Genomic DNA, 15,054 nt, shown 5'->3' on the forward strand with positions numbered 1-15,054 from the left:
TGAGTTATGACCCACAATCCGATCGAGGCGTTTACTGAACTGCTCACAGAGAAAATGAAAACAAAACGAGGCAAACATGTACAGGATGCCACAAGCAAAGACTTATACTATGTCATTGCTTCGATCGTTAATGATAAAGTCCACCCCCATTGGCTACAAACACAAGAAACCTATAATAAAAAGCAACCTAAACAAGTGTTCTATTTATCAATGGAATTTTTAGTTGGTCGACTTTTAGAGAGCAATCTTCTTAATTGTGGATTACACGATATTTGTACAAGAAGCTTGAAGAAACTAGGATTTGACCCAAGCGAGGTTTATGCGCAGGAACACGATGCTGGACTTGGCAACGGTGGGCTAGGACGGTTAGCTGCTTGTTTCCTTGATTCTCTAGCATCCTTAAGTTACCCTGGACATGGCTATGGCATTCGTTATCGCTATGGGCTATTTGAACAAAAAATCATCCAAGATTACCAAGTTGAAATTCCCGATTATTGGCTTACAGAAGAGTATCCGTGGGAAACACGTAGAGCAGATGAGGCTTTCATCATCCATTTTAATGGAGAAGTCCTAACTGAGGAGTCTAAGGATGGATCGCTCGAATTTTCATATATTCATACCGATCAAGTAAGAGCGATTCCGTATGACATTCCAATTGTTGGTTATAATAATCAGGTTGTAAATAGTCTCCGTCTATGGAGTGCCGAATCGCCCAAACAAGAAGATGAATTTTTCACGACTCAAAATGCTCGCTACTATCATCATTTAGATCACAAAAATGCGATTGAACAGATTTCAGGCTTCTTATATCCTGATGACTCAAGCAATGAAGGAAAAGAATTAAGACTTAAACAGCAATATTTTTTAGTTTCAGCTAGTATCCAAAACATTATTATGCAGTACAAAAAAACGAGTAACCCTTCGTTACACCATTTTCACGAATTTATTGCTATTCAAATTAATGATACTCATCCAAGTTTAGCCGTCCCTGAACTAATGAGAATTTTAATGGATGAGGAAAAATTCGGGTGGGATAAAGCATGGGAGATTACGACGAAAACGATTGCTTATACAAATCATACAACACTGAGCGAAGCTTTAGAAAAATGGCCTAAGACTATGCTTCAGGGTCTCCTCCCTCGCATTTACATGATTATCAATGAGATAAATGAACGTTTCTGTCAGGGCATCTGGTTCGACCATCCAGAGCTTCGTGACAAAATACCAGAACTAGCCATTATTGCAGATGAACAAGTTCATATGGCACATTTAGCTATTGTAGGAAGCTTTAGTGTAAATGGTGTTGCACGTATTCATACCGAAATTTTGAAGAAAAAAGAAATGAAGTCTTTTTATCAGCTCTACCCTGCTAAATTTAATAATAAAACAAATGGAATCACGCATCGTCGTTGGTTACTTCAAGTGAACCCCAACCTCGCAAATTTAGTTACAGAGGTCATCGGACCCTCTTGGATCCAAAGACCAAAGCAATTAATCAGTTTACTTCGACATTCAAAGGATAAGCCTTTTTTGGAGAAAGTTGATCAGGTTAAACATCAGAACAAACAAGCTCTTGCAAAATATATTAAAGATAAAACAGGAATTCTTGTCGATGACCAGTCAATATTTGATGTGCAAATTAAACGATTGCATGAATATAAGCGCCAACTTTTAAACATTTTTCATGTTATTTATTTATATAATGAGCTCAAGGAAAATCCAAACCAACATTTAACTCCCCGGACGTTTATTTTCGGGGCAAAAGCAGCTCCTAGTTACCATCTGGCTAAAGAGGTCATTAAATTAATTAACAAGGTTGGTAACATCATTAATAATGACGTGGATGTACGAGACAGAATCAAAGTTGTCTTTTTAGAAAACTATAATGTGAGTTTAGCTGAAAAAATAATTCCGGCTGCAGATATTAGTGAACAAATTTCAACTGCTAGTAAGGAAGCATCAGGAACTGGTAATATGAAACTGATGATGAACGGAGCATTAACAGTCGGCACGCTTGATGGAGCTAATATTGAAATAAGAGACTTAGTCGGTGACTCCAATATATTTATCTTTGGATTAAATGCTGATGAGGTGCTTAACTATTATCAATTTGGGGGATATTCTGCAAAAGATATTTATCAAACCGATGAGCGAATCAGAAAAATATTGGATCAGTTATTTCAAGGTGTTTTTGGTTCGAATGATTTAGAATTTAAAGATTTATACTATCATATGCTTTATCATAATGATCCCTATTTTGTATTAAAAGATTTTGATTCGTATATTGATACTCATGAATTTATTGAGCAATCGTATCGTGATAAGACGAATTGGCTGACGAAAAGTGTAACAAATATCGCCTATTCAGGTAAATTTTCAAGCGATCGGACGATTCAAGAATACGCATCGGAAATTTGGAACATTCGACCTATTAAAAGATAATAAACACACTTAAAGGGGTCTCCACATTACGTGGGGACACCTTCTCTTTTATTCGGAAACGATAACATTAACACCGAACTCGTTCAACTCCTGAATCAATTCCTTTGTCGTTGTTTTGTCCGTAATCAAAGCATGAACAGCTTTGATTTCACTTACACGCGTAAACGCATGAACCCCAAATTTACTAGAATCGGCTAGCAAATAAACTTTATCGGAAAGTGCCATGATTTTTTGTTTTAAACGCGCCTGTAATTCATTAGAGTCACTTAATCCTCGTTTCATATCAATCCCTTTACATGATATAAATGCCTTATCTACAAAATAACTTTCGAGAGATCGTTCGGATAGTGGACCAATAAATGAAAGTGTATGCTGGCTCAATGTTCCCCCAATGACGATAACTTCAATTCGGTCTTTTTCACTTAATTCTAACGCCACTTTAATCGAATTAGTAAGAACGGTTACCACGATATTAGGGATAATTGCTGCCATATACCATGCAGTAGTGCTTGCATCTAAATAAATTCGGTCGCCTGGTAAGACGAGTCTTACCGCTTCAGCAGCGATACTCTTCTTTTCCTCTGCATTTATCACTTCTCGCTTATCATATGGAATTTCATGATGCTTATCTTGAATTGAAACCGCTCCACCATGACTTCGAACGATCTTTTCATCGGATTCAAGCTTCGCAAGATCTCGACGTATCGTTTCCTCTGTCACTTCACATATTTGACTAAGCTGTGTAACTCGCATGCTTCCATGTTCATTGACAAGGTCAATAATTTTTTTGTATCTTTCTTCCATCAACATGACTTAACCTCTTTCTCCGTTCGTCTTTCTCTTATTATAAACGATGAAAATGAAAGAAGCCTAAAATAATTAATGGCTGATGGCATTTTCGTGCATTTGTTTTTGAAGTTGTTCCTGTTTGTAATCCATTCGTAAAAACGTTCGATACGTTGTCCACATGATAACAAAACCTAGCAAACTAATACCTAAAAAGGGAATTAGTCCGGGGATTGTAAATAAAATATGATACACCGTCACAGCAGCAGCAACAGTATAGATTGTTCGCAACGGTTGAAAAACAGATACCATAAATGAATTTTTAAAATGCTGATAAATTGTGGCTTCATAATGAGCCATTAGTGGGAAAATATAAATAAGCATAATCGAACAAACAATCATAACTGCAATCATCATATACCGTACGCTAATAAAAATCCATTGGCTTTCAACTTGAAAAAATTTAAAGTTCACGAAAAGCATATATCCTACAAAAACAAAAACAAGCCCTACTATATTAGATCTTACAAATTCTTTACGATACGTCTCCCAGAACATTGAAAAGACAGGTCGATCAGTTTCGCCTCTCATCCAACGCCTCAGCACTGCACACATTGCTGCTGTACTTGGTGCCCACCCAAATACGCCAAGTCCTAAAACCGTAAAACAAATCCATAGTAGATTTACATACGCCATTAGAAAAAATGCCTCACCAAAGCGATAAAAGCCACCGAAAAAACCACTCGAATTCATCCTCTCACCTCCCTAACCTTTTCGAAAAACTTCATGCACGGCTAAATTCGCATATGCAGCCTTCATCGGTGCCATTTGTCTTAATCCAATCTTCCCCCCTTGAATGAATGGCCCAAAGGCTTCACCATCATCTTCCCATTCAAGTATCGGTAGATCATTGATTGAAAACTGAACCACCTCTTCATGCTTTATTAGCTTCATCTTATAAGGCGACACCGCATCTTCTGCTGGCGGAAGAGGATCGGCACCTTGAGCGACTAGATGAAAACCATGACTTTTTCTTAGATTACATGTTCGAAACGCCCGTTCTTCTTTCCATTTATGCCTAAAGTAAGACAAATGCAAAGCATTAATCGCACCCGAGTGATACTCAGGATACTTGCCTTCTCTTTTTGGTAATTTCGCATCAAAAAGATCCTCACCATTTCGACCTTTTGCTCCAAAGAAAATCATACATAAACCTGGTTCTTTAAGAGGATAAAAATCCCAAGTAATGCAGACTCGATCTGGAAATTCCTGTGGACACCATAATACCCAATGAGCATTGTCCCCATGGATTTCTGGGTCTAATTCATTTTCTAAATGCAGTCTATTATCAGAAAAGCTTTGTTTTGCTTTTCCTTCGATATGCCAATCTTTTATATCTGCTTCGCAAGATAAACGATTGGCATATAAACATTCACCTTGTTTAAATTCATAAAATCCCATTTGTTCTCCTCCTATTCTAACGATACTGCTCAATAAACCATCTTGACACATTTCATTATCAATTGGAGAGCATTTACAATATATCAAATTATATATTCTAGTCTTACTTTAAAATCATATAAACTTTCCCTCAACCATACTTTTTTGCCCTAGAAAGGTGGTTTACACTTTTTTAGGAATTAGGCTTATCCTGACTGTTTGCTCTTCGGTATTGACTTGGTGGAATACCTACTTGTTTTTTGAAAATTCGATTAAAATAACTATGCCGGTATCCAACTTGCTCCGATATATCATTGATTTTTAAAGATGTGTTTAATAAAAGTTCCTTCGCCTTATCAATTCTAAGCGTTGTGAGATAATCTATAAAATTAACTCCAATTACCTTCTTAAAAGCTTTACTTAATGTGTAAGGATTGGTACCCACTTCGTCCGCACAACTCTCAAGAGAGATGTCTTCCATATAGTTATCTTGAAGCTGTCCACAAACTTGTTCAACTAACAGTTTTAATTCAAAATTCATGCGTCCTTCGAGGGTTTGTACATACGGAACAATCACTTCTTCCATTAACCATGAAATCATCAGTTCAGGTTCTCGAATTTGGGCCACCTCATCAAACATGTTTTTTCCTTCAAAAATTTCAAACGGATGGATTCCCGAGTGTAGGATTTCATGCTGAATACTACTAAACAATTGCACCATTCCTGGTTGAATATTAATCTCCTTTATTCCTTTTTCTGTTAACTCTGTAATGAATTCTCGTATCAATCGTTCTGCTTGATCCACTTGTCCCATCCGAATAGATTGAAGAATTTCTTTCTCAATTTCAAAAGGATAAAAGATTTGGCCTTGTGTTTTCGAATAATCAAGTTCTTGAAGGTTAATAATTTGATTTTCATTTTGGAAATTTCTGTACCTTTTTCCTTGTCTGACTTCCTCAAACAGATGAGAGATACGTTTTACATTATCTGTAGCTTCACTAATTGTTACTGTTACTTGTACTTGTAAAATTCGATTTAACACATTCATAACTTGATTTGCGAAGCCCTTCAATAGACCATCAATTTCCTCATCTTTAGAATAAACAATGAATACGTCCATCGATAAATCATGAAAGTTAATTATATTAACTTGCTTAAAATACTCTTGAGTTAATTCTTCAATCATATTTGTTACAGCAAATGACACTAGACTTTCATCTTGATTTATGAGTGACACATTAGACTCTGATAACCCAGTGACCTGAATATCCACGACAAGAAATGAATGGTCTTCAATTACCCAACCATAATTTATCATCCGCTTACGTAAATCTTCTTCCGAATAATAGTATAGATACCCTTCAATCAACTGCGACAAGAAACTTATCTTCAACTGAGGAATGTGGGAAGTAAGTCGACTTTGCAGGGTTTTACTTTCTTTGGAAAGCTCTTGAAATTGTTGCTCGATTAATTTGAACTCATCCTGAGGACGTTTCTCTTTATATTCCCCATGATCAATTAGGCGAACTAGTTTTGCAATTGGACTATATATTCTTCTCGAAGCAAACCATGACATAATTAACGCAATAAACAACCCACTCAGACTTATGATAACAATTATCTTGGATATAAATACCATTGGAGAGGTAATCGATGATAATGGAGCTGCCGAAATGTACGTCCAATTCGAATTAATTCTTGTCATATTCCCAAAGGAAACCGAATACGTCTCCTCTTCAAAGGAGAGCGTAAATGACCCTTCAGGTTCTGTTTGGTTAAGAACCTCCGTCCGTAATAATGCCGCTAGTGTCGAATTGTTTGAGCTTTCAGTAGCTAGAAGTAATTCTTTTCCGTTTAATAACATCGTTGCTCCTTCGTTATATGGCGTTAACGTCCGGAGAAGTTGAGCTACTTTTGTTCGATCTAGGGTTACAATTATCGTCCCAAACGGCACTGCACTATTACCAGGAATGCTGTGAGTTAATACAATAGGGCGTCTATCCTCATATTCCACTCCAAGTGGAGTCGAACTTAACTGTGTCCAACTCACAGTGTGTTCATTTTCATGCAAAGACTGATAAAATAAATATTCATCAGCATTTTCAATTACATTATATTTCGGTTTAAATATAATCGGATTTCTTACATTATCTACAAAAAGCTCCACTTTATTAATTAATGGATGACTTCCTCGTAATACTAGCAATGTTCGAATAATATCACGAGTTTCTTGGTATTCCTGAACAAAGTTTAACTCATTTAAGGACATATTAAATCTAGGTTCAAAAGCCCAATGTGAAAGAGACATTTCCAGGTAATCAAATTGATCATTAATATTCTGGGCTCTTTGACTAATTTGACTTTCATGTAAATCTTTTAACTCATCCTCTACTTTCCCAACACCAAACCAGTAAATACCAATACCAGAAATGAGCCCCGGTATAAATGTAATTAATAATATTAGAATAAAGCTTTTTCTGAAATATTGGCTACCCCATTCTATTTTCTTGAGTTTCTGAGTTTGAATAAGCGTTTTCAATACTTTGTTCCCCACCTTAATTTACGGACGTCATTTGTAAGCGTTTACTTATTGGTTATACTTCTATTATAATTTAAACGTCCACAAAATTCAGTGAAATCTATTTATTTTAATAAAATAATTGTTAAATGTGTTACTTTTTAAGGTTTTTCTAACAAAAACATAAGTTTAATAAAAAAAAAACCATATTACGTGTTGAAGTAATATGGTTTTTCTTTATTATCCTTTTACCGATCCTATTAACACACCTTTTGCAAAGTGCTTCTGCAAAAATGGGTAGAATATGAGGATAGGGATTGTCGCAACAACAATAACTGCTAGCTTTAACGTTTCTTCAGGTGGCTCCACAAGTGAATCTACTTCGCCAATCTTTGTGTTTGCGAGCATAACAATTTGCTGAAGAAGAAGTTGAACAGGGTACTTTGCGCTGTCACTTATATATAATAGCGCCTGGAAAAAGTCATTCCAATAAAACACAGCATAGAACAATGTAAAAGTTGCGATAACTGGTTTTGATAATGGAAGTACTATTTTCCAAAAAATACCTATCTCTGAACACCCGTCAATTTTCGCAGCCTCTTCTAATTCATTCGGAAGGTTTTGAAAAAATGCCTTAACTATAATTAAATAAAAGGGATTAATAGCTAATGGGAGGATTAAAGCCCAATAGGTATCTAATAATCCTAGCGAACGAACGACAATATATAACGGAATCATCCCTGGGCTAAACACCATCGTGAGTATAATAATATTTAAAATTAGGTTTTTCCCTAATAAGGTTTTCCTAGACAGTGGATAAGCCATTGTCATTGTTAACGCTAAACTAACGATTGTCCCAATAACAGTAACAAATATTGATACCCCAATACTTTTTATAAAGGTGCCTGTAGAGAATACATATTTATAGGCTTCTAGTGAAAAGGTTTCTGGAAAAACAAAAAATGATCTCCTTACTAACTCGGCCTCCGTGGCAAACGATCCAGCGATTACATAGACGAATGGAATAAACGCTACTAGTCCGATAATTAAGAGAACGATATGATTAAACACATCGAACACCCGACCTGCTGGTGTGTTGTGTAACTTATGCATACTCATGTTTTAACCTCCTATCCATGCTGACTTTTAAAATAATGCATTTTGACCTAATCTTTTGGCAATATAATTGGCTCCGAAGATTAATATAAGCCCAACTACACCTTTAAATAAACCAACTGCTGTACTATAACTAAACGCTCCTTGTGTAATACCGACAAAGTATACATAAGTGTCAAAGACGTCAGCCACGTTACGATTCAATGAATTTGTCATTAAATAAATTTGTTGAAACCCTTGATCAAGGAAATTACCTAGTCGTAGAATTAATAAAATTACGATCGTACTACGTAAAGCTGGTAATGTAACATGCCACATTCTTCTAAATCTTCCTGCCCCATCCACAATGGCGGCTTCATATTGTTCCTGACTCACACTAGCAAGTGCAGCCAAGAAGATAACCGTTCCCCAACCGCTTTCTTTCCAAATAATTTGCAAAATAATTATTGGTCGAAACCAATCTGGATGGGAAAGGAACGAAATTTTCTCTCCAGTTACATTTGAAACGATCTCGTTAACAACACCACCACTAGTTGTTAAAAAGACATACGAGATACTAGCAATAATAACCCATGACATAAAATGTGGGACATACACAAGTGTCTGAATCACATTTTTATACATTCTAATCCGTATTTCATTTAACATGAGCGCCAAGATAATTGGTGCTGGAAAAAAGAATACTAAATCGTATAATGCTAGAATCAATGTGTTCCTTAATAGTCGGAAAAAATCAGGGTTCGTAAAAAAATTATCAAAATGTAAAAACCCAACCCATGTACTATCCCAAAAACCTAAAAACGGAGAATAGTTCTGAAAGGCAATGAGAACCCCCCACATTGGTACAATTTTAAAAATTAGGAAATAAAGAATTCCTGGTAGCAATAATACATAAAGCCATTTATCTCTCTTAAGCAATGCCAATGTTGTTGGTTTATTAATTGGAACTGTATTTAAATCTACGGCTTGCTCTGTTTTTGGTTTAAGCATATGCATCTCTCTCCTTTCACCCATTTTAAGAAGCGCAGGTGGCAATGCACCACCTGCTAAGTGTTACATTATTGTGCAGCTTGAGCTTCATCATGTAATTGGTTAATTTCAGCGATGTAGTCGTCTCCACCAGAACGCTTCCAAAGTTCAACGGCTTCATCCAATCCATTTTCATCAATTTGACCAACTATATATTGGATTCGTGCATCTTTAATGATGTTATCCAATTGTTGACCTCTTTGAGCATAAACAGTTGAAATATATGGTGCTGCTGGATTTCCGACAACGATTTCTTCATTTGCCGCAATAATCTCATCAGACAAGATATTTAATCGTGTTTGATTTCCTTTAAGGAAACGATTTTCTGGGATAAACATTTGAAGCTGGTTTAAATCCTCATAATCGTTCATCAAGTTTGGATCGTCAAGTGAAACTTGATCAAGCTCCCCATCGACAATATTATAGTGTGTTCCTTCAATTCCATTATTAGCAAGAGTTTGTCCTTCTTCACTATTTAAATCATCCAAAAATTGAAGAACCTTTTTTAGCTCCTCTTCCGTTTTCACCGAAGTAGTGGAAATTGCAAACATTCCTGCATATCCTTGTGTTGGAAGATTAAAGTGACCATTAGGGCCTTCTGGAGAACGGAAGATTTCCATAACATCCTCTGAATCCGGGTTCGCATCCCAAATTTTGTTTTGAATACGGTTTGCTTCATCGGCAACGTTTACTTGCACACCGGCTTCCCCATTTACAATAGGAGTTGACCACTGAGCTGGGTCCATAACTGCAAAATCTTCATTAACAAGACCTTCATCGTATAATTTCTTAAAGAATTTCAATGCTTCACGGTATTCATCTGTCATAAAGTCTGGTTGAAGATCCCCATTACTATCTTCACCCCATTTATTCGGTACACCAAACCATGTTTGCATAATATCCCATGGTCCCTCATATTCAGTAACGACCATACCATACGTATCGTCCGCACCTGATTGATTTGGGTCGTCATAAGTAAATGCATGTAACGCCTCGTAGAACTCATCAATTGTTTCTGGAATTTCCATTCCAACATTATCTAACCAATCTTTACGAATAATCGTCGCATTTCTTCCTAGTGGTCTTGAGCGATAAATTCCATAAATTCGGCCGTCAATTGAAATATTATTTTTAACTATTTCATTCATTTGACTTAAGCTTTCATAATCGTCAAGATAATCTGTTAAATCCCAAAAAGCTCCATCTTTTACAGCATTAATGAAACTTGGGCTCTTTTGTTCTGTCAACATAATATGAGGAAGGCTTCCTGATGCTAAGGTAATATTAAAGCGTTCTTCATATGAAGCGGAAGGTACAAATTGAATATTCATTTCAGTATTAGTGTAATCCTCAATAGCTTGCCATACTGGACTATCTGGAGTTGGCGGTTCAGGCTGATGATGCATCGTCATAATATCAATCTCATATCTTTCTTCTGATTGCTCTGACTGCTCTGACGAATCACTCGTATTACTCTCAGTTTCTGTTGTTGTGTCATTACTACATCCGATTAAACCAGCCATAAGAACTGTTCCAATTGTTGGTGCTAAGTAACGTAAAAATGATGTTGACCGTTTCACATTAAATTCCCCCTAAATCTTCTCGTTTTTTTGTAATGTTTTTTCTGAGCTAATAAAACTGAAAAGGATTTTATCCCCCCTTCTTATCGTTAAAGTTCCGAGCAAACGTCTTCCGTTGGCCTACCCAAAATATAAAGCGCTTTCACGTTTCCAACAATATTCATTTTTTGTCTTCTTGTATTTTTTGAATGAATATTAATTAAAACCCTTGTTCCATAAAGGATAATAGCAATTTCAACTTATTAAATTATCACTTTTTTGCCCAGTTGAACTTTTTAAATATTTAGCTTTCAAACGAAATCACATACCCTTTTCTAGGTAATGAGGCACTTTAGGCGAGTATCATTTCTTTTTTCCTATGCCTATCATTTTTTGCAACAAGTCTTTCGGAATATCATCACCGATATATTCAAGTGCCATGATGGTATTCAGACACCACTGTGAAATTGTGTTGGTTGAAATCACAGAATTAGTCGGTAATTCTTGAAATTCACGCCATGTTGATATTTTCTCTGGCGTTATTGGTAGTGTCATAAAACTAATTGATTCATCTAGTAGTGTCTTCCACGTTTTTTCCGCTAAATTATGATCTTGTTTTCTTGCTGCAGCATATGCCATTATCCCACTAGCAAGCATTGGTAGACTATAGAGTCTGTTATTCAGCGATCCGTTGCTCCGTTTTTTCTTATCTTTATCGCTTAGAAGATAGAATTCTCCAAAGTCTGCAAGCATATCTTTCCATTCTTCATCTTCCAAAACATCTGCTAGTTCAATCCAAGCTTGCGGTGCCCCAAAGGCGATGACCATATGATAGCCACCTTCGTTGCCATCTCCCATATGATACAACTTTCCAGTTTTCGGATCATAACCAAAGGTTGGTCCGGATAATAATCGATAAGGAAGCTTTTTTAAATCATTAATGCCTTGTAGAATTTTATCCTTATACAACGTATTTTCAGTTCTTTCCCATTCAGAAAGCCAATTTGACGTAAAGGCCGCCCAATCTGGACCCACTCTTGTGTGTGTTGGATAGTCGTCCTTCGCGTAAAACTCTCGCATTGGATCTAGTTTTTCCGTTGCAAAGTCAGCGTCCTTTACTTCTTCTAATAAATCTCTAGTCCGCTCATCACCAGTTAAAAAATAATAAAATTTATGAATACCTGCCATACTAATTCTAGCTTCCTTGCATCCGCATCCCCAGTGAACGACATTATGTCGTGATCCTAGCCCAGCGTATTCTCCAAAATGATAACGGTCGACTTCACTTGTATGTCTCGTCATAGCTTCTGCCATCCGGAAAATGTCCTCTCTCCCAGACCGTAAAAATGCATACCAAAGCCAGATGTTCGGACTAAGTTCTGTGTTCTGCCAAGCAAATCCTCCTAAATCATAGCGCCACTGGTGACGTATCGGGTCGTACGTATGCATGACATCGCCGTAATGCCAATATCCATACCATTTTCGTTGTTTAATTTCATTTTGATAAAATGTGATAACCAGATCCATTTGTTCTTCTAAATAAGCCTTTAGAGGATCCTCTCTGTCAGGTAAACTCCATGTGCCAATCGCTTTACTATTATAATAGGTTTGCGGCGAACAAATTAATCTTGATGGCGTCTGCCATTCGTTAGCTAAATCCATTAGATCTTCTTGAGATGGTGTTTGTGTGAATAATTGTACAGAAATTTCACTCGTATTAGCAATCCCCATCGGCGTTGCACGCATTTCAGGAAAGCCTTCATAAGCACTTAGTACATGAGTCTCGTCATCATAATGCCGTAAATCCATTGCCATTGAATCCGGAGACCACAACCAACAGATTAATGATGTTTCTTCCTTGAGAAGGTGATTCACTTCTAGTGATGATGGATGCTTTTGCCAGAAATCCTTAAATCCAACAGCAAGACCTCCATTTTCTCCACCTGCATACACTAATCCATTAGATTTAGCGCCTGTTGTCACATCAATCCAAGAAAAGCCTTCTTTCGTCCTCTTCTGGATAATATAGTGGTCAGAAGAAGCTTGATAAAGTTTAAAATCGTTCCACTGAGCATTGTCGGTAACATGCTTTTTAAATTCCTGGTGCTTATCCTCATTTAAAGGGATATACTTTCCGTTAATTTGGTCTTGAAAGTAACCATCTCCATCAGGGTAACGTCTTGTTAATAAAAGCTGTCCAGGTTCCTGATATAAACCAAGTTCCCCAGCAAATCGAACATGACGATTCCATGCATCACCCTCAAGAGGTAATGTAAACTCTACTCCTATTCCTTTGATGAAATCCTGGGCTGGATCCCCATCATAAAAGAATGTATGAACAATGCGAAATGAGTCAAGATTTTCATAGAAATATAATCTCAGTGTAAACGGTAACCATTCTCGACTTTTATGTTTAAAAATACCTTCAATTTTAATCACAGCACGTACTGGTCCTAACTGTTCTACTTCAATCTTTTGAATAATAGGTGTTAGTTTATGTTGACGAGTTATAGTACCCTCATCATCTTCCGTTCTCGTTTCAGTCATTGCAATAAGGTTTCCTTTAGCATTCGTGCTCACGTTTTCAATGAAATGAGTATGTCCCTTTGAAATTATATATTCTGTCGTTCCTGTATGAATCGTGACTGCTTTATCCGTTTCGTTTACTTGCAATCCCTTACTAGTACTTTTTGAATTTCCTACGACTACTTCATATGTGTGGTCTGCTTTACTATCTAACACAGCCGCATGGCCTGACCATTTCACACTTCCATCTGGCCAGTATGCCATTGGCCATGTTTGTAATGGGGTTAATCTACCTGACTTATCTTTTAATTGAAGTGTTTCGTTTCGCTTTCGTTCACCTTTCCCCCATGGAACACCCCAGGTGATACCTACTGGAGTTTTTGGCTTAGTATGTAACCAATGTACATTCATACACGTCATCCTTTCATGTTCATTTTTTCAAATCTTCTAGCTTGGGTAGACTCTCGAAATCTGGTACTTCCGCCATATAAACATTTCCATATCCTGACATATCACTTGTGAATAATACTTTCGAACCGTCTGGACTAAAGCATGCATGAACGTGTACCTTTTGTGAATGAAAACTGCCACGATGCTTACATAATACTCGCGGGCCCTCCATCCCTGTTGTTGTTCGCTTCCAAAGAAAAATGCAATCCTTATAAGTCTCTCCATGATACGCACTTGCTTGTTGACCATCACCGATAATATACTCTTTCGAATTCGAATGGATATGCATATTTTGATATGGAAACTCATACTCTTCCTGTTCCGAATTGTCATATTTGACAAACCCGATAAATTTGCCATCTTTTCGATCTAATGATTCCGTAAACCCATGATAACCAATATGAAGACCGTCCGCGTGCCAGTATTCGTGGCCTGCATACTGGTTTTGTGCACCATCTCTAATTTTCCAAATCTGATTTGTTTCTAAATTCATACCCCAAATCCGGTGGTCAACCTTTTCCCAAGGTCCCTCATGACAAAATGTAATTAAATTAGCTTGCGTAGGTGAAGCATTAACATGACCTATCCACCGCTGTTCCTCATGAATGACCTGAACGTCGCCCGAACCTAAATCAAGTAAACAGATTTGCGAAAGTGGTCTAGCCGCCTCGGTCTCTTCAAATCCTACATAGCCACTCCCAAGATTACTAGAGATTTTGCTAGATAAATCTTCACTCAAACTAAAACATAATGATTTGCCATCAGCTATACAGCTTATATTACCAAAACGAAAACCTTGTGGAAGCGTGTAAATCCTCTCTTCTGTAAGCCCTTTCAAGTCAAGGCTGACAATATAATTATCAACAATATAATATGCCTCTTTTAAAATTGGATTTACATAGGTTCCTTGAATACCAACTTGTGATTCTTTTCGAAAATCGGTTAATTGTGTAATCTCACCATTTTCTATATCAACAGAAAATAAGTTAGCTGTATTTTCTCGTTCTGAACCAAATAGCAATCGACGCCCATCTTCAATCCAGCCTGGGTTTGTAAAATACAAGTGATAACTATGAGCCATATAATTTGTTAGTTGCTTAATCGTCGTTCCTGTAATAGGATCTTGATACTGACTGTTCTCACTTGGCCAAACCTTCCCTTTTTTCATCTTTTCACTCTCCTCTTGAT

At 36.9% G+C, this 15,054-nt stretch carries 10 protein-coding genes; 1 reads left to right on the forward strand and 9 read right to left on the reverse strand.

Annotation, left to right across the window (positions count from 1 at the left end; translation table 11 throughout):
- The first annotated feature begins 6 nt into the window (after positions 1–6).
- The gene (locus CEF19_RS01095) at positions 7–2,442 is read left to right on the forward strand and encodes a glycogen/starch/alpha-glucan phosphorylase (RefSeq protein ID WP_100404370.1); all 2,436 of its coding nucleotides are present in this window, start codon (positions 7–9) and stop codon (positions 2,440–2,442) included.
- Between the two features lie 48 nt (positions 2,443–2,490).
- Here CEF19_RS01095 and CEF19_RS01100 read toward each other — a convergent pair whose 3' ends face one another.
- From CEF19_RS01100 to CEF19_RS01140, 9 genes are all read right to left on the reverse strand, one after another.
- Positions 2,491–3,252 (reverse strand): DeoR/GlpR family DNA-binding transcription regulator, encoded by a 762-nt coding sequence (locus CEF19_RS01100; RefSeq protein WP_100404371.1) that lies wholly within the window; start codon positions 3,250–3,252, stop codon positions 2,491–2,493.
- Between the two features lie 69 nt (positions 3,253–3,321).
- Positions 3,322–3,981 carry a YesL family protein gene (locus CEF19_RS01105; RefSeq protein ID WP_100404372.1) on the reverse strand — a complete coding sequence of 220 codons (660 nt, stop codon included), beginning with the start codon at positions 3,979–3,981 and terminating at the stop codon, positions 3,322–3,324.
- Positions 3,982–3,993: 12 nt separating this feature from the next.
- Complete coding sequence (locus CEF19_RS01110) at positions 3,994–4,689, reverse strand: DUF1961 family protein (RefSeq protein ID WP_100404373.1); 696 nt, start codon at positions 4,687–4,689, stop codon at positions 3,994–3,996.
- 172 nt (positions 4,690–4,861) lie between these two features.
- Positions 4,862–7,207, reverse strand: coding sequence for a helix-turn-helix domain-containing protein (locus tag CEF19_RS01115; protein WP_100404374.1), 2,346 nt, complete (start codon positions 7,205–7,207; stop codon positions 4,862–4,864).
- Between the two features lie 219 nt (positions 7,208–7,426).
- Positions 7,427–8,299: a carbohydrate ABC transporter permease gene (locus CEF19_RS01120; RefSeq protein ID WP_100408153.1), complete on the reverse strand. Its 873-nt coding sequence runs from the start codon at positions 8,297–8,299 to the stop codon at positions 7,427–7,429.
- A gap of 33 nt (positions 8,300–8,332) precedes the next feature.
- Positions 8,333–9,292 carry an ABC transporter permease gene (locus CEF19_RS01125; protein WP_406565331.1) on the reverse strand — a complete coding sequence of 320 codons (960 nt, stop codon included), beginning with the start codon at positions 9,290–9,292 and terminating at the stop codon, positions 8,333–8,335.
- 68 nt (positions 9,293–9,360) lie between these two features.
- Entirely contained in the window at positions 9,361–10,911 is a 1,551-nt protein-coding gene (locus CEF19_RS01130; protein WP_100404375.1) for an extracellular solute-binding protein, read from the reverse strand.
- 342 nt (positions 10,912–11,253) lie between these two features.
- Positions 11,254–13,827, reverse strand: coding sequence for an exo-rhamnogalacturonan lyase family protein (locus CEF19_RS01135; RefSeq protein WP_100404376.1), 2,574 nt, complete (start codon positions 13,825–13,827; stop codon positions 11,254–11,256).
- Positions 13,828–13,846: 19 nt separating this feature from the next.
- Entirely contained in the window at positions 13,847–15,034 is a 1,188-nt protein-coding gene (locus tag CEF19_RS01140; protein WP_157800859.1) for an oligogalacturonate lyase family protein, read from the reverse strand.
- Between the last annotated feature and the right edge of the window lie 20 nt (positions 15,035–15,054).

This window comes from Bacillus solitudinis (assembly GCF_002797395.1).
GTDB lineage: Bacteria > Bacillota > Bacilli > Bacillales > Bacillaceae_D > Halalkalibacter_A > Halalkalibacter_A solitudinis.

What these genes read in the sequence shown, in the direction of transcription:
- CEF19_RS01095 (WP_100404370.1), top strand. Translation starts at nt 7, where the DNA reads ATGACCCACAATCCGATCGAGGCGTTTACTGAACTGCTCACAGAGAAA.
- CEF19_RS01100 (WP_100404371.1), bottom strand. Translation starts at nt 3,252, where the DNA reads ATGTTGATGGAAGAAAGATACAAAAAAATTATTGACCTTGTCAATGAA.
- CEF19_RS01105 (WP_100404372.1), bottom strand. Translation starts at nt 3,981, where the DNA reads ATGAATTCGAGTGGTTTTTTCGGTGGCTTTTATCGCTTTGGTGAGGCA.
- CEF19_RS01110 (WP_100404373.1), bottom strand. Translation starts at nt 4,689, where the DNA reads ATGGGATTTTATGAATTTAAACAAGGTGAATGTTTATATGCCAATCGT.
- CEF19_RS01120 (WP_100408153.1), bottom strand. Translation starts at nt 8,299, where the DNA reads ATGCATAAGTTACACAACACACCAGCAGGTCGGGTGTTCGATGTGTTT.
- CEF19_RS01125 (WP_406565331.1), bottom strand. Translation starts at nt 9,292, where the DNA reads ATGCTTAAACCAAAAACAGAGCAAGCCGTAGATTTAAATACAGTTCCA.
- CEF19_RS01135 (WP_100404376.1), bottom strand. Translation starts at nt 13,827, where the DNA reads ATGAATGTACATTGGTTACATACTAAGCCAAAAACTCCAGTAGGTATC.
- CEF19_RS01140 (WP_157800859.1), bottom strand. Translation starts at nt 15,034, where the DNA reads ATGAAAAAAGGGAAGGTTTGGCCAAGTGAGAACAGTCAGTATCAAGAT.